Origin of the sequence: Dyadobacter jiangsuensis (genome assembly GCF_003014695.1) — a bacterium.
GTDB classification, from domain to species: domain Bacteria; phylum Bacteroidota; class Bacteroidia; order Cytophagales; family Spirosomataceae; genus Dyadobacter; species Dyadobacter jiangsuensis.
This window is the reverse complement of record NZ_PYAS01000003.1, coordinates 410,565-434,897: the sequence shown is the minus strand read 5'-3', so window position 1 is coordinate 434,897 and position 24,333 is coordinate 410,565. Positions and strand designations below refer to the sequence as shown.

Sequence of the window (24,333 nt, the reverse complement as noted above, 5' to 3'; positions counted from 1 at the left end):
GGTTGTAACCAAAAGTAATTCTACCAGTTAACTACTAAAAAATCTTTGCTGCTCCCTATCCTCTTTCTGGCCGGTGTTTCATATCGTAATAGGCAATGCTCACCGACAGCACGAGCGCGGCAATAGAACTAGTTACAATTACCACGAGTTGCTGCGGCTCTTTGTCGAAGTCAATGAAAAACATAAATGTGGAATACACGTAGGGATAATAGATGATTTTATCCCAATCCATCAGCACAATGCCGGTGATCCACAAACCCAGCCCAAGGCCAAGCGGAATAACGAAGTTCCGAAAACGCAGGCTCAGCCAGTACTGGATAACCGAAACAGCCAGACAGCCCAGGTATACCCTGCCGGATATCATCAGCAAACTGTTCCAATCGATGCTGCTTGCTGTTAACCGGTAGGCCGGGTTTACACTGTGCACCAGCAACCCCGCCAGAACGACAAACCCATCAAAGCAAAGCATGTAGAACGGTACCAGCACCTGGATCACGACCAATTTCGAAAAGAAAATATCGGCAAACGAGCGAGGCGAAGCATACACCTGCTTCCACGTATTGTTCCGAAATTCGATCTGCACGATCAGGTTGGTGATCAATATAATGTACATCGGCAGGATCACGGCGGCTACATTTTTCCAGTTGAACCGAAAGAACGTCAGCCAGGGAGTTTGTTCAAATTTGGCCAGCAGCATTTCCGGCCTTTCCAACAGGATAACAACATTGATCGCGGGAATAAACAGCGCAGCCAGGATCGTCAGCCACAGCGCGAAGCTTCTTTTCGTTTTGATAAACTCCGCCGTTGTATTTGCAAAAAATTTCGTATTCATCGGTTAAGCTGAAATGATGTCCAGAAAAAGTTTTTCGAGGTCGTTACCCGTGGCAGACAAGCGGCTCACGCCTACTCCCCCGCCTACCAGCATGTGGTTGATCAATGCCGCCTCATCGGGTTTCGTATGCCCGACATGGATGGTAGAGCCGCCGTTGACGGAAACAGAAAACCGGCCGGAGAGAATCTGCTCGGCCCTGGTCACGTTGTCCACTTCGATTTCCAGCAATGCACGCCGGTACTGGAAGTTTTGCAACTCGGCCAACGTCCCCTGAAAGAGCAACTTGCCCTTGTGTATAATGCCTACATGCGTAGCGAGCTTTTCTACCTCCGTCAGCAGATGACTCGAAACGAGCACGGTCTTTCCCTCCTGCCGGTTCAGATCGCGGATCAGTTCGCGGATCTCGATGATTCCGTTGGGGTCCAGACCGTTCGTGGGCTCGTCCATGATCAGCACTTCCGGGTCGTGCAGCAGGGCGATCGCGATCCCAAGCCGTTGTTTCATGCCCAGTGAATAGGCCCTCGTCCTTTTGTGAGCAGCATCGGAAAGGCGGGTAATGCGCAGTACTTCTCCGACTCTGCTAGCCGGGCATTCGTAGGCACGCCTGAATACTTCCAGGTTTTCCAGACCGGTCAAATGCAAGTAAAGCGAAGGTTGTTCAATAAGCGAACCGGTACGCCTCAAAATATCGATGCGGCTGCCGGGCATCTGCCTTCCCAGTAGCCGGATATTGGGATTTTCGCTGCGCAGCAGGCCCAGCAAAAGGCGCAGCGTGGTGGTCTTTCCCGCGCCGTTGGGTCCCAAAAACCCATACACGCTGCCTTGCGGTACGCGCAGGTTAATGTCATCGAGAATTTTCTCGTCCTTTCGAAACCCGTAATCCAGATGTTCGGTTTCGATAATCCATTGATTCATTTCCGTTTTTTTTGATTGTGGGTCAAAGGAATAAGGCCCTTTTCACAACCGGAAATAAAATCACCAACTGGCCTTTTTTGCCTTCGAACGCTTCGAAATAAACGACCAAAAAATGTGATCCGGAAAGTCAGCCGATGCGCCGCAGCAGGTCTTCGCGAAACATTTCTCCGACAGGGACCTTCTTGTCACCCATGTAAATGACATTTCGCTCGATTGTATTGATTTTATTCAGGGCAACGATGAACGACCGGTGCACACGCACAAAGTCTTTCACCGGCAGCTTATCCTGAAATGCGGTCAAAGTAGTGAGCGTATCGATCACCTGGGTTTGGGTATGCACGGCTACGTAATCCTTTTTGCCCTCGAGCATCAGGATATCGTCCAGATCCACCCGGATCATCCGGTGCGCCGACCTGACGAAAAGATAACCAGTCCCACCTGCCGGTCGCGGCGCCAGCCGGGACTGCGCTTTTTGTATGGCCTTCAAAAAGCGTTCAAAAGAGAACGGTTTGACCAGGTAATCGACCACCCCGGCTTCGAATCCTGCCAGCGCGAACTGGGGATAGGCCGTGGTAAGCACGACCAGCGGCGGGTTCGGGATTGCCGAAAGAAAATCCATCCCGTTCACCTCAGGCATATTAATATCGAGCAAAAGCAGGTCACACCCACACTCGTTCAACAATGGCAATGCCTCTAATGGAGATGAAAAAGTGCCGGCAAGTTCCAGAAACGGGCATTTGGAAACGTAATTTTCGATTATTTCCAATGCAAGAAACTCATCGTCGATAGCGATACATTTAATCATGGGCCAGGCTGTTGAGTTGAAGGGTCAGGTCAGCGGTGAATGTATCATGCGCCTGATCGAATGCAAGTTCGTGTGCGCCCGGGTAAAGCAGCGCGAGCCGCCGGCGTAAATTGGCAATACCAATGCCCCCGCCGCTCTCCGGACCAGCAGCCCGTATTTTGTTTTCGGTATGAATACTTAGCACAGGCCCATCCAATTGAATGGTGATCATCACGGGCGATGTGCCGTGTTTGAAAACATTCTCTATCAGAGGCAAAAGCAGCAGCGGCTGGATCAGCACCGCTTGCAAGTTCCCGGAAGTCTCCAGTTTGATCCCCTCGCCGGACTTGCTTCGCATCTCGTTCATCGCTACATACGTGCGTATGATCTCGATTTCCCTTTCCAGCGGCACCATTCCGGCATTAGTTTCATACAGCAGGTAGCGCATCATTTCGGAAATACGGAGGATCACCGCAGGCGTTTCCGGCGCCTGACGCAGGGAAAGCGCATAGAGATTGTTCAGGGAATTGAATAAAAAGTGAGGATTAATCTGTCCTTTCAACAACGCAAGTTCCGATTTCAGGTACTCATTTTCCATCTCCTTATCCTTCCGTAACTTACTGTACCAATCCACACTCAACCTGATAAAGAGCCCCAGAAGGGCAAAAACAATGTAGTTGCTGATTCTCGTCAGCAATGGTGATAAATCGCCGTCCAGTATCCGCCCGCTCATATGCCTCCCGGGCAACAGCCAATCCTCCAACAGCACCACTCCGGACGCCATCAGCACCGCCGCGAGCAGGTTCATCGCCAAAAAACGCACAAGGCTATACCTGGGCAGGCATTGGGGTACCAGGTATAAGTAATTGAGATAAAAACTACCCGCATGCATGCCGAAAGCCAGGCAGTAATGCACAAAGAAAAACGCGGGAGACATGCGTGCGTAATTCCCATAAAAAACCAGGGTTGCGTAAATGCCCCATCCCAGCAAATGCAACAATACCGGAAGTTTCCTTTCCAATATCGGCTGCCACGCTTCTTTTGTCGGCTCAATCATACGCGATAATACCCATTTCCGGCTTTACTCGAAAGAAAGACCGTCAACGCCCCTATTTCACCGGTCAACGGGTGCATTGTGCCGACCGGTCTCAGGCAGGCAACTTTCGCCGGTATCAGTGAGCACACTTTTAAGAATATCTTAAGATTCCATCGGATAAATATTCCATTGCTTCTTGCTTACTTCGTATACCCTGATTACCGTACTACGAGCAATCCTATGCGAATCCTGATCATCGAAGACGAACCCGGTATCTTAAACTTCCTCCGACAGGGGCTTGAAGAAGAGTCCTATTCGGTTGATACCGCTGCGAATGGCCTGGACGGCCTTGAAATGGCGCTCGCGGAAGCCTACGATGTGGTGCTGCTCGATTGGATGCTCCCGGGTAAAAGCGGGGTCGAAGTGTGCCGGGAAATCAGAAGAGCTGGTATCAAAACGCCCATCATATTTCTGACCGCCCGCGATACGGTGCAGGACACGGTTTTCGGCTTGCAGGCTGGCGCGAATGACTACATCAAAAAGCCATTCAGCTTTGAAGAACTTTTGGAGCGGATCAAAGTGCAATTGCGGCCGCATTCAGGCGAACAGATCGAATTCAGGCTGGGCCCCATTGTCGTAGATATCCAATCCCACCAGGTTTTCAGGGATTCACAGGAAATTAAGCTGACGCAGAAAGAGTTTGGCCTGCTGGAATTTCTCCTTCGCAACAAAGGCAAGGTATGCCGCCGCACACGCATCATCGAAAGCGTTTGGGATATTCATTTCGAATATAATACCGGTGTGATCGACGTTTACATCAATTCGCTTCGTAAAAAGCTGGGGCTCACCAAAGAGGAAGACTACATCCAGACGATCCGGGGCGTAGGTTACATTGCAAAGGAAATATGAATAACACCCGCATGACCTCCTCCTACCGAAACCGGATCGCACTTAACTTTACCCTCGGCACAGGGCTACTGATAGCTCTGATTTTTCTGCTCATCTATTACATCGTAAGCGCCACGGTTTTCAACCGTCTGGAAAAAGACCTGGGCTATGAGTTGGAAAAGCATTTTTATGAAGTGGGTGTCCAGCGCGGAGAGCCCTACTTCGCCGATAAAGCGGAATGGCTGGAACGTGAACATAGCGAACTGGAAATCAATCCGGTATTTGTGGTACTCACTAGCCTTTCGGGAAACGTTATCGATAAATCGCCCAACCTGAAAAATGATTCGCTGAAACTCCATTTCTCGACCGTGGATCGTGCCGTTTTCAAAACCACTTTACACGGACGGACGATAGAGCAAGTGCAGCTGGCCATCAAGGAAAATAACCAACCCGCCGGGTATATCGTTGTAGCGATGCCCATCGACGAGTCGGAAAGGGTGCTGTTCAATCTCAAAGTCGTGCTTTTAGTCGCCTTCCCGGCGGTGCTGGCGATCCTGTTCGTTTTCACCCGGTACACCGCCGGCAGAAGTATACAACCCGTGCTGACGGTGATAGAAACGGCCAGCAAGATATCCAACGACAACATGGGTAGCCGCATTCCGGTACCGGCTGTTCGCGATGAACTGCATTTGCTGGTCACTACCCTGAACGAGCTGATGACACGAGTCGAGCATGCGATTGAGCGGGAAAAACGGTTCACGGCCGATGCCTCGCATGAGCTCCGTACGCCGCTGGCGGTGATCAAAGGCACCCTGGAAGTATTGATACGAAAGCCGCGATCGGCGGATGAATACATCTCCAAAATCTCGTTTTGCATCGCAGAAATGGACCGCATTAACCACCTGGTTGATCAACTCCTTCTCCTAACCCGGTTCGAAAGCCAGCAGAAGGCCATGGATATGGGCGCCGTGGACCTTTCCGAACTCACCGGTAATATCCTGGTGCGGCATCAGCAGCAGATCGTCGAAAAGAAGCTCTCCGTAGACCTGGAAACAGACGGGGCACACGTCGTATATAGTGATCCGTACATGACGGACATCATGCTGGACAACATTATTTCCAATGCGGTGAAATATTCGACCGGCCCGGCAGGCATTATCATCAGGATTTCCACTTCCGGCGAAAGGACACAGTATTCAGTCACCGACCAGGGTATCGGCATCGACCCAAACGACATCACCCGCATACGTGATGCCTTCTACCGCTCTGCACCCCTGTCCCATCCCGAGGTGAAGGGAAGCGGCCTTGGCCTCTCGATCGTCAGCCGCATGTGCGAAATGCTTGGCGTGGATTTCAGCATCCATAGCCAGCTCGGCAAAGGCACCGAAGTTACGCTCTCATTTCCAATCTTAAGCCAATCTTAAGAATCCCTTGAGAATCCCTTAAGAAAGGCAGGGATACCTTTGATTCAAACAGAAAACAATCAGAGTTAATCCTGCTAATCATCTATGAACTCCACCGGACACGCTGAGAACCTGAGCCGCCATGCCTTCCTGCGCAAGCTGGGCTTTGGCGGAGCTGCACTTTCCGCAATTTATTTTGGCAGCCATCTGCAATCATGCACCAACGACCGGGTCAATCCCGCGCCCACCAATATGACCCTCGATTTGAACGACCCTGCTTATGCGGCCCTGAAATCCAATGGCGGATACGTCGTAAAGGATGGTGTCGTCATCGCCCGAAGCAATACCGGCTCCTACATTGCGGCCACCCGAACATGCAGCCACGAAGGCAGGAATGAGGTAATCTACCAAACCGACCATTTCTATTGCACGGCACACGGCGCCAAATACGACAATACCGGCAAAGGCCTCAATAGTGAAGGCAGGAAAGGAATAGCCGTTTACACGACCTCCCTTACCAACCAAATCCTTACCATAACTGCCTAAGCCATGCTCAAAACCACATCTGTCCTCCTTTTCAGTCTGATCGCCTCCGTTGCAATGGCTCAGACCGACCTGATGAAGCAGTTGGAACAAGCCGACGATTCCACGGTAAATTACGCCGCAGCGACTTTCAAAGGGACCCGCATTATCAACGGGCATTCGATCGAAACCGTTGGTAAGAATAACATGGACTTCATTATTTCGCACCGCTTCGGGGCGATCAATTCCGGGGCCGGCAACTTTTTCGGGCTGGATGAATCCCAGATCCGCCTCGCGCTGGAATATGGCCTCACCGACCGGCTGATGGTAGGTCTCGGGCGCAGCAGCTATCAAAAAACGATCGACGTTTTCGTGAAATACCGGCTGCTTCGTCAGTCGAGCGGCGTGCGCAACATGCCTGTATCGGTTACGCTTTTTGCCAGCGACGCACACAATGCGAGTACCTCCACGCCCGACCTTCCGTTTTACACCATTACCCAGCGCCAGACCTACACATTCCAGGCATTAGTCGCTCGCAAATTCAATGAAAAGCTCTCCTTGCAGCTCACCCCCACTGTAATGCACCGCAACCTGGCGGAAAAGCCATTGGATGCGAACAATGTGTATGCGTTGGGCATGGGCGGGCGCTACAAGCTTACCAAGCGGACCTCGTTCAATGCCGAGTACTGGTACACGCCCAAGACCATTGGCGGCACCACACAACGCGACCCGCAATACACCAACACGCTCTCCCTGGGCTTCGACATCGAGACCGGCGGGCACGTGTTCCAGCTTCACCTGACCAACTCGCGCGGCATGATCGAGAAGCAGTTCCTGGGCCAGACGACCGGCAAATGGAGCAACGGCGATATCTTCTATGGTTTCAATGTCGCCCGGACATTCAGTTTCGACAAGAGCAAAAAACGCAGCAACAGCAATGGATACTAAGCTTTTCAGATTGGCATTTCTGCTCATGGCCAGTCAGCTGCTGGCCATCTGTGCCAGTGCGCAGATTTACATGACCAAAGCCGGACAAACCAGCTTTTTCTCGGAAACACCCCTGGAAAACATTTCGGCTATAAACCAGCAGGTGGCGGTGCTGCTCAGCAGCGCCAGCGGAGAAATCGCAGTTCGGATGCAACACAGCGCATTTAGTTTTCCAAACAAGCTCATGCAGGAGCATTACAATGAAAACTATATGGAAACCGGGAAATATCCGGTGGCCAGCTTTGCCGGAAAGTTCAGCGAGCACATCGATTACGGCAAAGACGGCACTTACGCCGTGAGCGCAGAAGGCGTTCTGGATATCCACGGTGTGAAGCAAAAACGGGTATTAAAAGGTCAGCTGCAAATAGATCACGGACAATGCGTACTCAGTTGCGAGTTCGACGTGAGGCTTTCCGATCACAACATTCAGGTCCCTACCCTGGTGCTCGCCAAAATCGCCGAGTCCATCTCAGTCAAAAACAAGTTCGTTCTCACGCTGAAGAAAAACTCCTAGGTATTCGATGCTGAACAAAATCATCGCTTTCTCGGTAAAAAACAAACTGATAGTCGGGCTGCTGGTCCTTGCGCTGATGGGTTATGGCAGCTATGAGCTCACCCGGCTGCCGATCGACGCCGTGCCCGATATCACCAACAACCAGGTACAGGTGATCACCATTGCGCCATCGTTCGGCGCGACCGACATCGAAAGGTTGGTTACGTTTCCCATCGAGCAGGCCAATAATAATATTTCGGGACTGAAAGAGATACGCAGTTTCTCCCGATTTGGTCTTTCCCTGGTCACGATCGTTTTTGAGGATGACGTGGATGTCTACTGGGCGCGGCAACAGGTTTCCGAACGCCTTGGCAAAGTACAAGGACAAATCCCGCAGGGCATTGGTACGCCTGAGCTGGGGCCTATCAGCACCGGGCTCGGCGAAATTTACCAGTATGTGGTACGTGCCAGGGAAGGCTATGGGCACCGCTACGATGAAACCGAGCTTCGCACGATTCAGGACTGGATCGTCCGAAGGCAACTACTTGGTGTGAAGGGCGTTGCGGAGGTGAGCAGTTTCGGCGGTAAGCTCAAACAATATTCAATTGAAGTGGATCCCGCCAAACTGCTTTCCATGGGATTGAATATCAACGATATATTTACTGCGTTGCAGGAAAACAACGCCAATACCGGTGGCGCTTACATCGAAAAAGGCCCCTCGGTGCTCTACATCCGCAGCGAGGGGCTTGTAGAAAATCTCGAAGATATCGGCAGCATTGCCGTCAAAAACCTTACCGATGGACAACCGGTGTTTATTCGCGATGTTGCCGAGGTCAAGACCGGCTTCGCCACACGCTACGGGGCGATGTGCTACAACGACCAGGGTGAAGTTTCGGGAGCTGTGGTAATGATGCTCAAAGGAGCCAACAGCAGCGAGGTGATCAACGCAGTGAAACAACGCGTGGCGCAGATCCAGAAAACATTGCCTGAAGGTGTGGTGATAGAACCTTTTCTGGACCGCACCAAAATGGTAAACAACGCCATCGGGACCGTAGAAAAGAACTTGCTGGAAGGGGCATTGATCGTCGTTTTCGTGCTGGTCCTCTTTCTGGGAAATCTCAGGGCGGGCCTGCTGGTGGCCTCAGTCATTCCATTGGCCATGCTTTTTGCCGTCATCATGATGAACACCTTCGGCGTCAGCGGTAACCTGATGAGTCTTGGCGCACTGGATTTCGGCCTGATTGTCGACGGGGCCGTGATCATTGTCGAGGCGGTAATGCATCAGATCGTCCGGAGCAGCCGTTTTTCAGGCACCGAACGGCTCACGCAAAGCCAAATGGACGAGCAGGTCAACGAATCGGCCGACCGCATGATGAACAGCGCCGTATTCGGGCAGATGATTATCTTAATTGTATACCTGCCCATATTCACCCTGCAAGGTATAGAGGGGAAAATGTTTAAGCCGATGGCGCAAACCGTAGCTTTTGCGCTGCTGGGTGCCTTTATGCTTTCGGTCACTTACATTCCGATGATGAGCGCGGTGTTTTTGAGCAAAAAAGTAAACCACGGGCTTAACTGGTCGGACCGGATAATGAGCAAGGTTACGGCCGGCTACCTCACCGCGCTGAGAAAGTTGCTCCGTTTGCCCAGGCTCGTCATGCTTTCTGCATTACTGCTTTTCACTGCGGCGATATTTACGCTCACCACCCTGGGAGGGGAATTCATACCCGCGTTAGAAGAAGGGGATTTCGCGGTCGACACGCGCGTACTTACCGGCAGCAGCCTCACCACCACAATCGCCAATACGACCAAAGCGGCCCACATTCTCAAGACCCGGTTCCCCGAGGTCGAGAAGGTCGTTACCAAAATCGGCAGCGGCGAGGTCCCTACCGATCCGATGCCCATGGAAGCGAGCGATATGATGGTGATCCTGAAAGACAAAAGCGAATGGACATCGGCAAGCACCTTTCCGGAGCTTTCGGAAAAAATGGGCCGCGCATTGCAGGAGGTACCCGGCGTGACGGCCGGCTTTCAATTTCCGGTGCAAATGCGCTTCAACGAGCTCATGACGGGCGCGCGGCAGGATGTGGTTTGCAAAATATTCGGTGAAAATCTCGACACGCTGGCCTTATATGCCGCCCGGCTGGGTAAGCTGGTCAATCGTGTCGATGGCGCACGTAATTTATACGTCGAAGCAGTATCCGGCCTGCCGCAAATCGTGATCCGGTACAACCGAAACACCATTGCGCAATTTGGCCTCACCATTGGCGCGGTGAACCGCATCGTTAACACCGCCCTGGCTGGCCAAAGTACAGGGATGGTTTTTGAAGGAGAAAAACGCTTTGATCTCGTCGTCCGGCTTAGTCCGGCCCAAAAAAGGAATATCGCCCGGATCCGCGACCTGCTGGTGCCTACCCCCGGCGGAAATCAGGTCCCGCTTTCACAGCTTGCCGACATCCGCATCGTCACAGGGCCCAATCAAATCCAGCGGGAGGATGCCAAGCGCCGCATTGTGGTGGGCTTTAACGTAGCCGGGCGCGACGTACAAAGCATTGTAAACGAGCTTCAAGCCAAAGTCGGCCAAAACTTGCAGCTACCGGCCGGCTACTACGTCACCTATGGCGGAGCTTTCGAAAACCTGAATGCGGCCAAAGCACGGCTGATGGTCGCCGTACCCGTGTCGCTCGTGCTCATCTTCGTGCTGCTGTATTTTGCATTCAACTCGGTGCGCGACGGGCTGCTGATTTACTCGGCGATCCCGCTATCGGCTATCGGGGGTATTTTCCTGCTTGCCTTGCGCGGAATGCCGTTCAGTATCAGCGCCGGGATCGGCTTTATCGCGCTATTCGGTGTGGCGGTACTCAATGGTATTGTGCTCGTTGCCGAATTCAACCGTATTCTTAAAGCAGGTGAAAGCTCTATACAAAAGGCCATACTCGAAGGCGCCAGTCACCGGCTTCGCCCGGTTCTGATGACCGCATTTGTCGCTTCACTGGGCTTTCTGCCAATGGCGGTGAGCAATGGCGCCGGAGCGGAAGTACAACGGCCACTGGCTACCGTCGTAATCGGCGGCCTTCTGGTCGCAACCGCGCTCACATTGTTCGTCTTACCGGTGCTCTATATGGTATTCGAAAGCAGGTTCCACCTCAAAGCAGGCGCTGTTGTCCTGCTGATCTCCGCTTGTCTGCTCGCGCCCGATCACGCACAAGCGCAAAAGGAGGTCGGCTTGGAAACAGCAATCAACCTGGCGACGAAAGGCAATAGTCTGTTGAAAAGCGAAAAGTTACGGGCAGACTACCGGCAGGAGCTGGTAAAAACGGCCGTGAGCCTGCCGCAAACGACCGTGAATATAGAGGCAGGGCAGATCAACAGCGCCTACACCGATACGCGGTTTGCAATATCCCAATCGGTGTTTCTTCCGGTGGTTTACCGGCGGCAGCGTTCGCTTTTGGAAGAGGAATTTGAAGCTGGCGTCCTGCAAGCCTCCGCCACCGCGCTCGACCTGCGGCGCAACATCACACATCAGTTTTATACATTGCTTTACCTCAGACAAAAAGCCCGGCTTCTGGCCTCGCTCGACAGCCTTTTCAGCGCGGTCGCTGCGCGCGCCAATGAGCGCCTGGCCCGCGGCGAGAGCAACGTACTCGAAAAAACAAGCGCTGAAATGCAGCTCGGGCAGATCAGGCAGCAGCGCGGACAGTTGGCTACGGATCAAAAACTGGCGCTTATCACATTCAACCTGCTGCTAAACGGATCGGAACCGCATGAACCGCTCGACGGTCCGCTTGTCTTTTCTCTTACCGGATATACCGACACGACCAAATTATTATCGCACCCCTATATGCAGCTGGCCGGCCGGCAACAAAATATTGCCGGCGCGGCTATCGCCATTGAAAAAGCGCGGCTTTTACCCGAATTAAGCTTGGCTTACAACAACATGAGCATGCGCGGTACCGGTGCGGACAATAAAACCTACAATGGCTGGCCGCGCTTTCAGGCTGCGCAGTTGGGCGTAGGCATACCTGTTTTCGCAGGCGCACAAAAAGCACGTATCCGTGCGGCGAAGATCGCCGGAGAGGCTGCCCGGGAGCAATATCAAAGCCAGCACCAGCAGTTTACCGCCCGCTACATGGCAGCGCTTACGAATTACCGTCAGCTGCTCGAACGCGTCGGCTATTACCGGGATTCCGCCGTCCCCAATGCAGGGCTGGTTGTCCTGACGGCGACCCGCCAGCTTGAAGAAGGCAATATCAATTATCTGGAATGGAGCCAGCTGATCGCACAGGCTACTGCGATCAGAAGCGAATACCTTGATACGATCGCGAACCTGAATCAAAATGCCATTGAACTGGACTATTTCCTTAGCCAATAAACGAATGATGACTGTCAAATTTCTCATCTATAATACGCTGGGCATCCTGCTGGCCTCCTGCACGGCGAAAACGGCCGACCGGGAGCCTGCCCAAATGCCGACACAAGAAAACGTCGCGAAACTGACGCAGCAGCAAATCCGCAATGCCGGGATCGTCCTGGAATTTCCGAAAGTGACGCCCGTTTCATCCGTACTGCGTTTGAACGGCAGGATCGACGTGCCGCCGCAAAATATGGTGTCGATCAGCGCGCCGCTCGGCGGGTATCTGAAATCTACCAACCTGCTCCCAGGAATGCACGTGCAAAAAGGACAGGTATTGGCGGTGCTGGAAGACCAGCAATACATTCAGCTGCAACAGGACTACCTCGCCGGCAGTGCACGCATCAAATACCTGCAGACCGAGTATGAGCGGCAAAAGAGCCTGAATAGCTCCAAATCTGTCAGCGATAAAACCTACCAGCAAGCAGAGGCCGACTTCCGGGCCCAGCAGGTGGCCGTGAGTGCTTTGGCCGAAAAGCTCCGGCTTGCAGGTATCAATCCGCACCAGATAGGCGCCGACCGGATTTCGCGCAGCGTCAACATTTACTCACCGATCTCGGGTTATGTGTCACGGGTCAATGTGAATATCGGCAAATACCTGGCCCCCACCGAAGTACTTTTTGACCTGATCAATCCATCGGATATCCATCTGGCCCTGAAAGTATTTGAAAAAGACCTTGACAAGATCCGCAAGGGGCAGCAGGTGCTGGCTTTTACCAATTCCCGGCCGGAGCGAAAACTTGCCTGCAAAGTGATCCTGGTCGGCAAAGACCTGTCCGCCGAGCGTACCGCCGAGGTGCATTGCCATTTTCAGCAATACGAGCCCGACCTTTTGCCCGGTACATTCATGAACGCGGAGCTTGCAGTGGAATCCCGCCACGCGACCGTCCTGCCCGATGAGGCTATCGTCAGCTTTGAAGGAAAAGAGTACATATTCATCCCGGGCAAAGATGGGTTTACCATGACGGAAGTACAAACGGGCAACAGCGAAAACGGCGTGACCGAAATCCTCGCTCCTGCCGATCTCCGTCGCACACGTTGTGTCACGAAAGGTGCTTACTCACTGCTGATGTTTTTGAAAAACAAATCCGACGAGTGAACCGTCTTTATCCAAGGTATGACCGGAACCGGTGCCCCTCCGGCGGCTATTCTACCGTGTATCTGAGGTCGCCAGGCTAACGCCCTCAAATACACGTTAGCCTACACATGCGAGCGCAGCCTGGCTTCATCCAGGTCAAGCTCCCGTTCCATTTTTTTAATCGCCGACTCGGAAAATGCAGCCTCCCGATGAAGCCGCAGCAGCAGATCCCGCTTGAATTGCGTCACGGTCAGTTGGGCATCAACGACCTGGCTTAGTAAATCCGCCGTTCCCGCTGACTCCCGGTGTGTTCCATATTTTTTGTCCCTGATCCAGTTGCTTCTCAACTCATACAACTTACGGACCTGTTCGGCCACATCCGGGTTCATTTTGCTTTCAGAGAAATGATCGTGGATAAAGTCAAGTGAGCTGTTGGTCAGTAGAAGGCGCAGCCTGGTTTCCTCCTCTGCTTCTTCCTGTCCCGAGCTCTTGATCCCGAGTTTGCGTATCAGGTAAGGCAGCGATAGGCCCTGGCCGATCAACGTGACAAGTATCACTACAAACGAGACAAACAGAATCAATTTTCGATACGGAAAATGCTTTCCGTTTTCCATCACCAACGGGATGGCCATAGCGGTGGCCAGCGATACCACGCCCCGCATACCGGTCCAGGACAAGACAATAGCCACTTTCCAGTCAAAGCCGGGCTGCCGTTGCCTGTACTCGCCGGTCGACAGCATATCCGTAAAATACACCGTGGGCACGATGAACAGCAGCCTGACGACGATCACGACCACACTGACAATGAGCCCGTAGCCGATTAAGTCCGCAAAACTATATTCCACCGTGTTGTGTACGATGGTGGAGAGTTGAAACCCGATGAGCACGAAAACCGCCCCATTGAGCAGGAACTCGATCATATCCCAGACGGACGTCACGAGCGTGCGCCCCTGGTGCGAGAACATTTCCTGCGAAAGCCAGGAGGTCATGAGGCCCGTACTGACCACCGCAAGAACACCCGAAACACCGACTGCCTCCGCAACCGGATAGGAAATAAATGGCACGAGCAACGACAGCGTCCCTTCCAGCATGGCATTGCTTCGGACACGCTTCATAATGTAGGCAAATGCGTAGCCTACCGCCATACCCACCAGAATGCCTCCTGCCGCCACCAGGAGAAACTGAAAACCCGCCTTCCAGAGCACGAAAGTACTACTCATTACCGCTGCTACTGCGTACTTATAGGCGATCAACGCCGATGCATCGTTAACCAGGCTTTCGCCTTCCAGGATCGTAATCACACGTTTATCAAGGCCGGTCCCTTTCATAATGCTGGTGGCCGAGACGGCGTCCGGCGGCGAAACAATGGCGCCCAACACAAATGCGACCGGCCAGCGCATGCCGGGAATGAAATAGTGGGCGGCGGCGGCCACCGCGCAGGTCGTCAGGAAAACCAAGCCGATTGAAAGTCTTGAAATAGGCCTGATCGCCGCGCGGAAAGCCGGCCAAGAGGTATTCCAGCCGGCGCGGAAAAGAAGCGGCGGCAGGAACAGCAGGAATACCACCTCGGGGTCGAGTTCTACCAGTGGGAGGCCGGGTATAAAACCGATGACCAATCCTACCAGAACGAGCAGGATCGGGTATGGTATTCGAACTTTATCGGACAGGACAGAAACGACGGCGAGCGTCGCGACAATGAAAATAAACGGTACCAGATCAATCATAACAGCTTTCGCGGTCGGTTTACCGTGAAAGTTGACAAATTATTTGCGATCGGCAAACCTCCATACAACAATTGTGTTTGCCGTCGGCCGATACCGGTTTTCAGGAACGGAAGCTCGAAGGGGGCGATCCGTGGTGGCGTTTGAATGCCGTCGAGAAATGTTGGGAATGCTCGTAGCCCAGCATTTCGGAGATACTGTCAATGCTTTGGGAAGAGTCCACGAGGAGGTTCACGGCAAAATCCATTCTCAGCTTACGCAGGTAGGCAAATACCGTCGTTCCGTACAACTCCCTGAACCCTTTTTTGAGTTTAAATTCATTCAACAGGCAAAGCCGGCTGAGCTGCGGCAGACTGAAATCTTCCAGGAAATGTACATCCAGGAACGTTTTCAACTCGTTCAAACGTCCTGTTTCCGCAACAGTCAGCCCCGGCGCACGCGGGGTATCCGCCTGCATCTGCCCCAGATGCAGCGCGACCAGTTCCAGTACCTTCGATTGGAGCATCAGCCGTTGCATTGGCCCGGATTGTCCGCTTTGCTTGATGTCCCCAATCAGCTTTTGCATATAGGGCGTCATACCGGCATTCGATTCCACACCCGCAAAAGGCCTGTCTCTCAGCAGCGATTCCTGCACATGCTCGCTCCAACGGTCATCGCAGCCAATCAGGTCCGAGAAGTATTTTTTCCTCAAACTGATATGAAACATCTCCACCTGCTCTCCCGCCCTGACGGTATTCCGAAAGTGACCTTCGGGTGAAAAAATCAGGTTGTGCTGGTGAGGATGCATCCCCACCTCCCTGGCGATGCCGGCGAACCGGGTATTCATATGTCCTGACATCTGGAAATTGATGTTCACCGTATCGGCGCGGCTCTCTTCGACGATGCTGACATCCCGGCCAACCTGCCAGTGCAGGTTCATCACATGGACATCCGGAAACAGCCAGCTTCTGAATTTGAGGCCGCCCACTTTCCCGCCATTACCGGAACCGACCTCTTTTTTGCCCGTTACGCCGTTTTGCGGGCGCAGCAACTGCGGGTTGGGAAAGGAATCTGCGTGTACGAAATCGGCTGAATGGATGAGGGCTGCCGCCATGTATTACAAGCTACTTTGATTAAAGGCGTAAAATAAAAGCAAAACAAGAACCCGCCATATTTCGTCGACAGACAGCCATTTTCGTCGATAAACGACAGCACGTCCCAACGGGCCATGCGTTTACCAGGAAGTGATTGATATCCAGCAATATTAAGGTTATCTTAGACCTATATATTCAACAGTCAAACCCCCTCTGTTCTATGAAAACTTTATTTACCGGATTGGTGCTTCTCTTCGGAAGCATCGCCCTCGTATCAGCCCAGGATCACTACCTGCCGGTTTCCTCCACTTCCAAAACGGCCATCAAGTCGCTGCATCGCGCCTCGGAGTTGTATTCCAATATTCATTTCAAAGAAGGTAAGACAGAACTGGACAAAGCGCTGAGCGAAGACCCCAACTTTTTCATGGCCTACGTATATGCGGTGCAGTACGCGCCCAAAGCCGAGAAACCCGCGCTGATCGAGAAAGCGCTGGCCCTGGACGCGACCAACCTCAATGAAGGAGAAAAAATAATGCGAGAATTCATCATCAGGTGGAAAGACGACTCCACGGCCAAAGCCGACGAAAGTATGAAAGCATTGATAGCCGCCTATCCGAAAACGCCCCAGGCATTGGAATGGGCGTCGCTGCATTCGTTTTATACGGACAAAAACCTGGACGGCGCGCTGGAATATGCCCAGCAGCTCGAAAAAATGAGTCCGAAATATGCGCCTAACTATAATATTCTCGGTTATCTGTATTTGGAGAAAAAGGACACCGAGAAGGCGAAAGCCGCTTTTGAACGATACATCAAGCTGGCTCCCAAAGAATCCAATGCCTACGACAGTATGGCCGAGTTTTACCTCATCAACCAGGATTACGTCAAATCCGCCGAACTCTACGACAAGGCTGCCGCAATGGGCCTCACCGACGCCAAAGGGCGCGCAGACAAGGCAAGGGCTATGATTAAATAGAGGGAGATTTATGCAATGACTGCCGGGCGTTCGGTTGCCCGGCAGTCATTACCTACCCGAAAGTGTAGCCCGCTACCTGAAGTTAAAAACAACCTGCAAACCGGGACCAGGAGCCGCAAACGGCAACTTGACCGAACCGGGCGCAATGCTGATCGTCAAATCGTCCGAAACATCAAAAGTTTTGAGATGGGCCGCCACGTTGGCTTCGATGATCGTGAGTACATAAATGAGGCCGGAGGTCAGAATGGATACATTTCGGTACCTGCGCCAGATGTTTTTATTCCTTACGATCTGATCTTTCGTTAGCAGCTCCACAGTACTTTTTGTATTGAGCAGGTTTCTCACCAGGACCGGCTTACGGGTATCCTCCGTGACACCGTGAGCAGGCTTGCCGGTATTCAGGTCATAAAACGACCAATATGCTTTCAGATAATCGCGGTATTTGAGGGAATTCAAATGAACGGTAAAAATGCTTCCCCCAAGCGCCGCGTACACGATAGGAAGTTTCCAGAAATCCCCGTTGTAGCCCTGCCCCAAGCCCGGTACAAGCGCTAGTAGCGTAGCTTTTTGGGGACTTCGTTGTTTTACGTCGTGGGTACCCGGTTTGAGAGCGGTGTCGGCAGTGGTAATGTTTGTCCAGTACGTGAGGTTGGCGGAGATCGCTGGCGTCAATGCAAGGCAAAATGCGGCTATGCACAAGAATTTCTGAATGTTGGTCATGGCTGGCTGAATGTTTAAAGATCGCAAACAACCAAGCCAGCCCCGTTTCCGCAACATAAAAAATGTTAATTGCTCCGCTCCTTTCGCGGAATATTCTTTTCGGCAACCTTCTATATTTGTCCGTTAAGATCCTAACCCCGCTGAATTGTATTTGTTTATGAAATTGAAATGCTTGATTGCCCTGTTTACCGTCGTTTCGACGCTGGTTGCACATCAAACAGCCGCTCAAAACGAGCACGATGAAATAGCCCGGAAACTGCCTGGGTATACCTCTGAAAAGCAGTTTTCTTTGATTGATTCCATCGTTTTACCATTCCAAACTTTCCATACGCAAGGTCTGACGAAGGTTGGCGGGTACTATTTCCTGACCGCCGTCGACGTGAAACGCTGGCCCGAAAAGTACCCTAGTCCGGTAGACGGGTTCGACCGCGACACGGGTGACGGTGTTGGCCGGGTTTTTAAATTCGATGAAAGCGGCAAGCTGGTCGCCCAGGTGACGATCGGTGAAAAGAGCATTTACCATCCGGGCGGCATCGACTTCGACGGAAAGTATATCTGGATACCGGTTTGCGAATATCGCCCGCATGGCAACTCCATTGTTTACAGAATGGACCCGCTGACGATGAAGGTCGAAAAAATGTGGGATGTCCGCGATGCGCTCGGGGCCGTGGTGTGCGTGGGAAATGAAGAGGTCATCGGGATGAACTGGGACGCCGAGCACTTCTACAAATGGTCACGCAAAGATGATACCCGCCACGGCTGGGAGCTGATTTCAAAGGAATCCAATCATATGCTTACTTTCAAGATCCAGGACGCCAAGTACGTCGGGGACACGCTGATGCTTTGCTCCGGACTCAACCGATGGAAACATGGAGAACAGAGTTTTGCGCTCGGCGGCATCCAGCTCATGCGGACGGACAGCTACCAGACCCTCTACCAACTGCCGCTCACAATCAAAACACCCCGGGGCGCAAGTATTTGCAACAATCCCTTTTTCCCGGAAATGAAAAACGGGAAACTGAGGCTCTCGTTTGCGCCGGACGACGACCACACGGTTGTCTATATTTACGAAGGCCGCTAAACCGCAATTCAATCGTTTCAAGGCTGTTAGTAGTGGTGTGAATCACATTCATTAAAAATTTTCAGCATTTACTTGCGAAACCGATTGGTTGCGTATATATTTGCAACCAATCGGTTTCTCATCTAAACAATCAACAGCTATGAAACAGAAAATTTTGTCAGTCCTATGCCTGCTCACAGGGCTGATGTTCATCAATGCGGGCCTGGATAAATTCCTGCATTACATGCCCGTTCCGGCGGATCTGCCGGAAAAAATGGTCAAAACCGGCATGGCATTCGCTCAGATCGGCTGGCTGATGCCGCTGGTAGGCGCCGTAGAAATGGCCGGTGGGTTGTTGCTGGCCTTTCCAAGAACGAGGGCGCTCGGAGCCATTGTACTCTTGCCGGTGCTGGCAGGCGTTTTGCTGACCAACATCACCGCCGCTCCATCGGGCCTGCCCATCGTTTCGGTATTCATCGCGGTGATTGCGTGGGTGATCGCAGATAACTGGGGAAAGTATTTGCCGATCGTATCCAGGTAATGGGCCTTCGGTGAAGTTATCTTGCACAAAATTACCCGTGATAATCCCATGAGAAGAGACATTTTCCAGGCTATCGCCGACCCGACCCGCCGGGCTATCATCGTACTGATCGCCGTGCAGGCTATGACACCCAATGCCATCGCGGAACATTTCGATACTACCCGCCAGGCTGTTTCGAAGCATTTGAAAGTCCTGACCGAGTGCGAACTGGTGCAGCCGCAGCAGCAGGGCCGCGAGATTTATTACAAACTTCAGATCGATAAAATGAAAGAGATCGATCATTGGCTGGAACAGTTCCGAAAGATCTGGGAAAGCCGGTTCGATCAGCTCGACAACCTTTTGGAAACACTTAAAAAGCAACAGCAATGAAACACAACCTTCAATTCGACTTCGTAGCAGACAAAGAAAAAAACACATTGACCGTACGCCGTGAGTTCCGTGCCGGCCGCCAGCTGGTATGGGATTGTCACACCAAAAGAGAACTGCTGGACCAGTGGTTTGCCCCCAAGCCACTGACTACCAAAACCAAGTCCATGGACTTCCGCGAGGGCGGCCACTGGCATTATGCCATGGTAGAGCCAAACGGCAACGAATACTGGGGCTGGACGGATTACATCAAAATCCAGCCGATCGATTTTTACACTACCACCGACGCTTTTTCAAATGCCGAAGGCGAAATCAACGAATCGCTGCCCCGCGCCGGATGGGTGGTCACCTTCACTGACAAAGGCGAAAACGCAGTGGTCGAAACGGTTGTAACCTATAAATCTCTGGAAGACCTGGAAGCGACACTCCAGATGGGTATGGAAGAAGGCATGCTCGCAACGATGGAAAAGCTGGACGAACTGCTCGAAAAGCTCACCGGAAGAGCATAGAACAAACAACCTTATTGGCTGGATGGTTACGCTGTCCAGCCAATAGTTTTGTATATTGAAACCCCAATTCAAAACAGACGAAACACGATCAAAATGAGAAAGTTGGTTTTATTTGCACACATGTCCCTTGATGGTTTCGCCGGCGATAAGAACGGTGGTCTCGGCTTTTTGTCCTACAACGCCGAGCTGCAACAGTTCGCCGATGAACTGGTCAAAACAGTGGGCGCACCGGTGTACGGCAAAAACACTTACCACTTAATGGAAGGCTACTGGCCTACCGTCCTGAACGACCCGAATGCGAGCGGCCATGCGCTCGCGCACGCGAAATGGGTGCAGGAAATTCCCAAGATCGTTTTCTCAACGACACTACCCGGTGCCGACTGGAACAATACCACGCTGATCAAAGACAATGTGGTGGAAGAAGTGAACAAGCTGAAACAGCAGCCCGGCAAAGACCTCGTGATATTCGGCAGCCCCGGTCTTGCCAAAAGTTTGACGAAACTAGGATTAATAGATGAATACCAGCTGACCTTGCATCCCATACTATTGGGAGAAGGAATCAGCCTGTTCGACCGCGACGCGCCCATGAGCAACCTGGTATTGCAGGAATCGAAAACGCTCGGCTCGGGCGTCATTACGTTGCATTATACAAAGCGGTAAAAGCTGCCACCCAATTTCACCCGGATTGCATGATGGATCGTCGCGCATTTTTGTACGGAAGCGGACAGACCGTCCTCTCCGCCTGGTTAGCTAACTATATGAGCATGACTCCCCAAAAAGCGGAAGCAGCTACCCTGCAAGCGGTTGGCGACGGAGAGGAGCTCATAGCCGCTCTTACCAAACTGATTCCGCAGCTCATGCGCGAAGCGGCGGTTCCGGGCCTTTCGATTGCCCTGGTCCAAGACGGGAAATTGCGGTGGCAGAAAGCGTTTGGCGTGAAAGACACCACCTCGCGCGAACCCGTTGACGAGCACACGGCATTCGAGGCCGCATCGGTGAGCAAGACGGTGTTCGCCTATGCGGTTTTGAAACAATGCGAAAAAGGGGTTATCGGCCTCGATACGCCCCTTGACCGCTACGCGCCCTCGCCCCTCCCCGATGCGGACCCGCGGTTCGGCTCCATTACGGCGCGCCACGTGCTATCGCATACTACGGGCTTTCAGAATATCCGCTCGGGCGACGAGCCATTGAAAATCCACTTTCAGCCAGGCTCTCAATTCGACTATTCGGGCGAAGGATATTGGTACCTGCAATCGATAGTATCGCGGGTGGCGGGCCATGAAAACCCGAACGATTGTGGTGAGTACGAGGCAGGCGTAAAAATCTGCGCGACGGATATCGATGCGTTTCTCAAAAGTAATTTGCTAGTTCCATTCGGCATGAAAGCGAGCGGGTACGTCTGGAATGCCGACCTCGCGCGCCGCGCAGCGCACCCGCACGACGTAACCGGCAAGGCCCTGGCCAAAAGTCAGCCCAAAGCTACCGATGCGGCCCGGTACGCGGCCATGGGCGGGCTGCATACAACATCGGTCGATTATGCTAAATTTCTCATCGAAGTATTGGATCCCAAACCGGCTGATGCCTACCGGCTGAATCAAAGAAACCACGATGAAATGCTAACGCCGCAGGTTAAGCTGAAAGAGGGTGAAAAGATCGACGGTGCCGATGCCTGGGCGTTGGGCTGGGCCATACAGCAACGCAAAACCGGCGATGTCATCTTACATTCAGGCGGCCAGTCCGGCTTCCGCTCCCTCACGATGGGCTCCGTGCAGCGAAAATCAGGTTTTGTCATGCTTACCAATAGCGACAATGGTGGAAACGTACTTTTTCATCCCAAGCTGGCGACTGCATTGACGCCTTTACTGACAAAATAATTTCAACAGAATAAAATGTTGAAATTCTACAATTTAAGAACTCCAATACCCATTTTTACCCCAATTTCATAGTTTTAATTCTGCATTTTTAGAGGATCGAGCAATATTATGAATCTATAAATGCATATATTTGGTTAACAACAACTGGTTTGCTGCTAACCTGCCATGAGAACCCTGCCTCCCTCCTTAACTGACGACCAGCTCACGGCGTTGCTGAGAGAGGGTGAGGAACGGGCATTCGATGAAATTTACTCCCGGTATTGGGATAAGCTCTATTACATGGCCCACCGGATGGTTAAGTCGGCGGCTGTGGCAGAAGAAATCACCCAGGACACATTCATGCTCTTGTGGATCAAGCGGGAAACACTTGAGATACAATCGTTGCGGCCATACCTGGCGGCGATGCTTCGCTACGAAGTATACCGGTATTTGGCCAAATCCAAACAGGCCGACGAAATCGAACAATCGATCCGGCGCGAGGCTACACCATCGGTATCGATGGATCAGGAGATCGAAAACCGCCTGCTGCTCGAAATCATCACCAATCTCACCAACCGCCTGCCCGAAAAATGCAGGCTCGTTTTCCAGTACAACAAATTACACGACCGCTCCCTGCCCGACGTCTGCGAAGAGCTGAACATCTCCCCCAAAACCGCCGAAGCACATCTGACCAAGGCATTGAAGATTGTAAGGGCGAGTTTGAGTAATGTGGTGGCGCTGTTGCTGTAAGGGCCTGCGGCCCGACCGCCGACAGCCGACCGCCGACAGCCGATGGCAAACTTCGTAATTCCCAGATAAGACTATTCCTGGACCAAAAACATGGTCTATGGTCTATGGTCTATGGTCTATGGTCCATGGTCAGGCTGCCCATCGTCAGTAATCCACAATCTGATCGGCGGTCAGCGGTCGGTCGTCGGCGGTCAAAAAAACTTACCTTCCCACTAAGGGGTTTTCCCCCAATCCCCCCTCTATGTGTTCCAAAGGGTCAATCCGCTTTGCAATGACACAGGAATATATCAGATTGCTTGCCAGGAAATTCTTCGAAGGGACCGCTTCGGAAGAAGAAAAACAGCTATTGCACGAGTGGTACGACCGCCTTGCCGACGACCAGAGCCCGGAAACCGTCGCCACCCCGGTGGCCGAGAGCGCCACTGAAGTACGCGACCGGATGCACGCCAATCTGCGGAGCCGTCAGGAGCAGCACAAACCCGTGAAAAGGTTCGGATGGGTCCAAAGGCTCTCCACCTGGTCATCGGCCGCAGCGGCCATCGTCCTGATCGGATTTTGGCTCTGGACCAACGAACGCAAGCCGGTTGCAAACGACGTGAGGCTGGTGACTGCGCCGCTTGGCAAAACCGTCAGGGTCAACCTGCCCGACGGCTCGCATATCTGGCTCAATGCAGGTTCGACATTGAGTTACCCTGGTGTTTTCAAAGGGAAGACCCGTGAAGTGGTGCTGCGCGAAGGGCAGGCATTCTTCGACATCGCGCACGATAAGGCCAAGCCCTTTATCGTCCACGCCAAAACGCTGGACATCACCGTACTCGGCACTTCATTCGACGTGAAAGCCTACAAAAACGACCCGGACATCAAGGTAACGGTCAAGACGGGCAAGGTAGGTGTGCAGATGCGCGATAAACCCGGGCAACCTGCGCTTATGCTGCTGCCTGCCGAACAGGCCGTAGTACCCGAAAAAACACAGAAAATACAGGTAAACGAGATCAGCAAACCGGCCATTGCGCCCTGGAAGGACAACCGGATGGTGTTTGAGGATGAACTGCTGGTGGAAGTACTGCACGCATTGGAAAGAAAGTACAACCAGCATATCGTGGTCGAAAAGCCGGGACTTTCCACCGAAAAAATATCGGTAACCCTCGACGATCAGCCCATGAACGACGTGCTGAAAGTCCTGGGCTTCTCCAAGAATTTCAATTATTCACAACTAAACGACAGCACGATAGTAATCAGATAGGAAGAACAAAAATACGGGCTGGCTTTCCAGGAAGGCTGGCTTGGTGAATACCGGGAACACTGCGAATGTCCCCGGTATCGGTTGTCCCCTGCCAGGCAATGCTTGGAACCATGAATGGCGGGTGGACGCGGTTTAACAGCTTAACCATTAAACATCAGACAAATATGGTGAATTA

The 24,333-nt window shown here is 52.5% G+C and carries 23 protein-coding genes; 16 read left to right on the top strand and 7 right to left on the bottom strand.

Going from position 1 to position 24,333, the window contains the following annotated elements; genetic code table 11:
* Window positions 1-55 precede the first annotated feature (55 nt).
* The 4 genes from CLV60_RS07730 to CLV60_RS07715 all read right to left on the bottom strand — a co-directional run bounded on the left by CLV60_RS07730 (window position 56) and on the right by CLV60_RS07715 (window position 3,588).
* Window positions 56-832 carry an ABC transporter permease gene (locus CLV60_RS07730; RefSeq protein WP_106594793.1) on the bottom strand — a complete coding sequence of 259 codons (777 nt, stop codon included), beginning with the start codon at window positions 830-832 and terminating at the stop codon, window positions 56-58.
* Between the two features lie 3 nt (window positions 833-835).
* Complete coding sequence (locus CLV60_RS07725) at window positions 836-1,747, bottom strand: ABC transporter ATP-binding protein (RefSeq protein ID WP_106594792.1); 912 nt, start codon at window positions 1,745-1,747, stop codon at window positions 836-838.
* Between the two features lie 127 nt (window positions 1,748-1,874).
* The gene (locus tag CLV60_RS07720) at window positions 1,875-2,552 is read right to left on the bottom strand and encodes a LytR/AlgR family response regulator transcription factor (RefSeq protein ID WP_106594791.1); all 678 of its coding nucleotides are present in this window, start codon (window positions 2,550-2,552) and stop codon (window positions 1,875-1,877) included.
* Window positions 2,545-3,588: a sensor histidine kinase gene (locus CLV60_RS07715; RefSeq protein WP_106594790.1), complete on the bottom strand. Its 1,044-nt coding sequence runs from the start codon at window positions 3,586-3,588 to the stop codon at window positions 2,545-2,547. The genes CLV60_RS07720 and CLV60_RS07715 overlap by 8 nt, the downstream gene beginning before the upstream one ends.
* A gap of 219 nt (window positions 3,589-3,807) precedes the next feature.
* On the opposite strand from CLV60_RS07715, the gene CLV60_RS07710 reads away from it, so the two are divergent.
* The 7 genes from CLV60_RS07710 (at window position 3,808) to CLV60_RS07680 (ending at window position 13,370) form a co-directional block, all read left to right on the top strand.
* Window positions 3,808-4,476, top strand: coding sequence for a response regulator transcription factor (locus CLV60_RS07710; RefSeq protein ID WP_106594789.1), 669 nt, complete (start codon window positions 3,808-3,810; stop codon window positions 4,474-4,476).
* 11 nt (window positions 4,477-4,487) lie between these two features.
* Window positions 4,488-5,879, top strand: coding sequence for a sensor histidine kinase (locus CLV60_RS07705; RefSeq protein WP_170118731.1), 1,392 nt, complete (start codon window positions 4,488-4,490; stop codon window positions 5,877-5,879).
* A gap of 84 nt (window positions 5,880-5,963) precedes the next feature.
* On the top strand, window positions 5,964-6,404 hold the full coding sequence (locus CLV60_RS07700; RefSeq protein WP_106594787.1) for a Rieske 2Fe-2S domain-containing protein: 441 nt from the start codon (window positions 5,964-5,966) through the stop codon (window positions 6,402-6,404).
* 3 nt (window positions 6,405-6,407) lie between these two features.
* Window positions 6,408-7,328, top strand: coding sequence for a DUF5777 family beta-barrel protein (locus tag CLV60_RS07695; RefSeq protein WP_106594786.1), 921 nt, complete (start codon window positions 6,408-6,410; stop codon window positions 7,326-7,328).
* Window positions 7,318-7,881, top strand: coding sequence for a YceI family protein (locus CLV60_RS07690; protein ID WP_229210865.1), 564 nt, complete (start codon window positions 7,318-7,320; stop codon window positions 7,879-7,881). Before CLV60_RS07695 ends, CLV60_RS07690 begins: the two co-directional genes overlap by 11 nt.
* 7 nt (window positions 7,882-7,888) lie before the next feature.
* Window positions 7,889-12,232 (top strand): CusA/CzcA family heavy metal efflux RND transporter, encoded by a 4,344-nt coding sequence (locus CLV60_RS07685; protein ID WP_106594785.1) that lies wholly within the window; start codon window positions 7,889-7,891, stop codon window positions 12,230-12,232.
* A gap of 4 nt (window positions 12,233-12,236) precedes the next feature.
* Complete coding sequence (locus tag CLV60_RS07680; RefSeq protein ID WP_106594784.1) at window positions 12,237-13,370, top strand: efflux RND transporter periplasmic adaptor subunit; 1,134 nt, start codon at window positions 12,237-12,239, stop codon at window positions 13,368-13,370.
* Between the two features lie 101 nt (window positions 13,371-13,471).
* Here the strand turns inward: CLV60_RS07680 and CLV60_RS07675 are convergent, their stop codons facing one another.
* Window positions 13,472-15,073 (bottom strand): Na+/H+ antiporter, encoded by a 1,602-nt coding sequence (locus CLV60_RS07675; RefSeq protein ID WP_106594783.1) that lies wholly within the window; start codon window positions 15,071-15,073, stop codon window positions 13,472-13,474.
* Window positions 15,074-15,173: 100 nt separating this feature from the next.
* Complete coding sequence (locus CLV60_RS07670) at window positions 15,174-16,163, bottom strand: helix-turn-helix transcriptional regulator (RefSeq protein ID WP_106594782.1); 990 nt, start codon at window positions 16,161-16,163, stop codon at window positions 15,174-15,176.
* A gap of 200 nt (window positions 16,164-16,363) precedes the next feature.
* Between CLV60_RS07670 and CLV60_RS07665 the strand changes: the two genes are divergently transcribed.
* Window positions 16,364-17,116 carry a tetratricopeptide repeat protein gene (locus CLV60_RS07665; protein ID WP_106594781.1) on the top strand — a complete coding sequence of 251 codons (753 nt, stop codon included), beginning with the start codon at window positions 16,364-16,366 and terminating at the stop codon, window positions 17,114-17,116.
* Window positions 17,117-17,188: 72 nt separating this feature from the next.
* Here CLV60_RS07665 and CLV60_RS07660 read toward each other — a convergent pair whose 3' ends face one another.
* A complete protein-coding gene (locus CLV60_RS07660) occupies window positions 17,189-17,836 on the bottom strand; it encodes a DUF5683 domain-containing protein (RefSeq protein WP_106594780.1) in 648 nt (215 codons plus the stop codon).
* Window positions 17,837-17,993: 157 nt separating this feature from the next.
* Here CLV60_RS07660 and CLV60_RS07655 point away from each other — a divergent pair, with 157 nt between their 5' ends.
* The 8 genes from CLV60_RS07655 (at window position 17,994) to CLV60_RS07620 (ending at window position 24,158) form a co-directional block, all read left to right on the top strand.
* Window positions 17,994-18,917 carry a DUF6454 family protein gene (locus CLV60_RS07655; protein ID WP_106594779.1) on the top strand — a complete coding sequence of 308 codons (924 nt, stop codon included), beginning with the start codon at window positions 17,994-17,996 and terminating at the stop codon, window positions 18,915-18,917.
* A gap of 139 nt (window positions 18,918-19,056) precedes the next feature.
* Complete coding sequence (locus CLV60_RS07650; RefSeq protein ID WP_106594778.1) at window positions 19,057-19,437, top strand: MauE/DoxX family redox-associated membrane protein; 381 nt, start codon at window positions 19,057-19,059, stop codon at window positions 19,435-19,437.
* Window positions 19,438-19,485: 48 nt separating this feature from the next.
* Window positions 19,486-19,806 carry an ArsR/SmtB family transcription factor gene (locus tag CLV60_RS07645; protein ID WP_106594777.1) on the top strand — a complete coding sequence of 107 codons (321 nt, stop codon included), beginning with the start codon at window positions 19,486-19,488 and terminating at the stop codon, window positions 19,804-19,806.
* The gene (locus tag CLV60_RS07640; RefSeq protein WP_106594776.1) at window positions 19,803-20,312 is read left to right on the top strand and encodes an SRPBCC family protein; all 510 of its coding nucleotides are present in this window, start codon (window positions 19,803-19,805) and stop codon (window positions 20,310-20,312) included. Before CLV60_RS07645 ends, CLV60_RS07640 begins: the two co-directional genes overlap by 4 nt.
* Before the next feature lie 93 nt (window positions 20,313-20,405).
* On the top strand, window positions 20,406-20,972 hold the full coding sequence (locus CLV60_RS07635) for a dihydrofolate reductase family protein (RefSeq protein ID WP_106594775.1): 567 nt from the start codon (window positions 20,406-20,408) through the stop codon (window positions 20,970-20,972).
* A 29-nt stretch (window positions 20,973-21,001) separates the two neighbouring features.
* Window positions 21,002-22,186: a serine hydrolase domain-containing protein gene (locus tag CLV60_RS07630; RefSeq protein WP_106594774.1), complete on the top strand. Its 1,185-nt coding sequence runs from the start codon at window positions 21,002-21,004 to the stop codon at window positions 22,184-22,186.
* A gap of 165 nt (window positions 22,187-22,351) precedes the next feature.
* Window positions 22,352-22,915 (top strand): sigma-70 family RNA polymerase sigma factor, encoded by a 564-nt coding sequence (locus tag CLV60_RS07625; protein WP_106594773.1) that lies wholly within the window; start codon window positions 22,352-22,354, stop codon window positions 22,913-22,915.
* Window positions 22,916-23,186: 271 nt separating this feature from the next.
* Window positions 23,187-24,158, top strand: coding sequence for a FecR domain-containing protein (locus CLV60_RS07620; protein ID WP_170118730.1), 972 nt, complete (start codon window positions 23,187-23,189; stop codon window positions 24,156-24,158).
* Window positions 24,159-24,333 lie beyond the last annotated feature (175 nt).

Bases quoted from the DNA above. Each gene is read 5' to 3' on its own strand.
- CLV60_RS07730 (WP_106594793.1), bottom strand. From the start codon at position 832: ATGAATACGAAATTTTTTGCAAATACAACGGCGGAGTTTATCAAAACG.
- CLV60_RS07725 (WP_106594792.1), bottom strand. From the start codon at position 1,747: ATGAATCAATGGATTATCGAAACCGAACATCTGGATTACGGGTTTCGA.
- CLV60_RS07720 (WP_106594791.1), bottom strand. From the start codon at position 2,552: ATGATTAAATGTATCGCTATCGACGATGAGTTTCTTGCATTGGAAATA.
- CLV60_RS07715 (WP_106594790.1), bottom strand. From the start codon at position 3,588: ATGATTGAGCCGACAAAAGAAGCGTGGCAGCCGATATTGGAAAGGAAA.
- CLV60_RS07710 (WP_106594789.1), top strand. From the start codon at position 3,808: ATGCGAATCCTGATCATCGAAGACGAACCCGGTATCTTAAACTTCCTC.
- CLV60_RS07705 (WP_170118731.1), top strand. From the start codon at position 4,488: ATGACCTCCTCCTACCGAAACCGGATCGCACTTAACTTTACCCTCGGC.
- CLV60_RS07700 (WP_106594787.1), top strand. From the start codon at position 5,964: ATGAACTCCACCGGACACGCTGAGAACCTGAGCCGCCATGCCTTCCTG.
- CLV60_RS07695 (WP_106594786.1), top strand. From the start codon at position 6,408: ATGCTCAAAACCACATCTGTCCTCCTTTTCAGTCTGATCGCCTCCGTT.
- CLV60_RS07690 (WP_229210865.1), top strand. From the start codon at position 7,318: ATGGATACTAAGCTTTTCAGATTGGCATTTCTGCTCATGGCCAGTCAG.
- CLV60_RS07685 (WP_106594785.1), top strand. From the start codon at position 7,889: ATGCTGAACAAAATCATCGCTTTCTCGGTAAAAAACAAACTGATAGTC.
- CLV60_RS07680 (WP_106594784.1), top strand. From the start codon at position 12,237: ATGATGACTGTCAAATTTCTCATCTATAATACGCTGGGCATCCTGCTG.
- CLV60_RS07675 (WP_106594783.1), bottom strand. From the start codon at position 15,073: ATGATTGATCTGGTACCGTTTATTTTCATTGTCGCGACGCTCGCCGTC.
- CLV60_RS07670 (WP_106594782.1), bottom strand. From the start codon at position 16,163: ATGGCGGCAGCCCTCATCCATTCAGCCGATTTCGTACACGCAGATTCC.
- CLV60_RS07665 (WP_106594781.1), top strand. From the start codon at position 16,364: ATGAAAACTTTATTTACCGGATTGGTGCTTCTCTTCGGAAGCATCGCC.
- CLV60_RS07660 (WP_106594780.1), bottom strand. From the start codon at position 17,836: ATGACCAACATTCAGAAATTCTTGTGCATAGCCGCATTTTGCCTTGCA.
- CLV60_RS07655 (WP_106594779.1), top strand. From the start codon at position 17,994: ATGAAATTGAAATGCTTGATTGCCCTGTTTACCGTCGTTTCGACGCTG.
- CLV60_RS07650 (WP_106594778.1), top strand. From the start codon at position 19,057: ATGAAACAGAAAATTTTGTCAGTCCTATGCCTGCTCACAGGGCTGATG.
- CLV60_RS07645 (WP_106594777.1), top strand. From the start codon at position 19,486: ATGAGAAGAGACATTTTCCAGGCTATCGCCGACCCGACCCGCCGGGCT.
- CLV60_RS07640 (WP_106594776.1), top strand. From the start codon at position 19,803: ATGAAACACAACCTTCAATTCGACTTCGTAGCAGACAAAGAAAAAAAC.
- CLV60_RS07635 (WP_106594775.1), top strand. From the start codon at position 20,406: ATGAGAAAGTTGGTTTTATTTGCACACATGTCCCTTGATGGTTTCGCC.
- CLV60_RS07630 (WP_106594774.1), top strand. From the start codon at position 21,002: ATGATGGATCGTCGCGCATTTTTGTACGGAAGCGGACAGACCGTCCTC.
- CLV60_RS07625 (WP_106594773.1), top strand. From the start codon at position 22,352: ATGAGAACCCTGCCTCCCTCCTTAACTGACGACCAGCTCACGGCGTTG.
- CLV60_RS07620 (WP_170118730.1), top strand. From the start codon at position 23,187: ATGACACAGGAATATATCAGATTGCTTGCCAGGAAATTCTTCGAAGGG.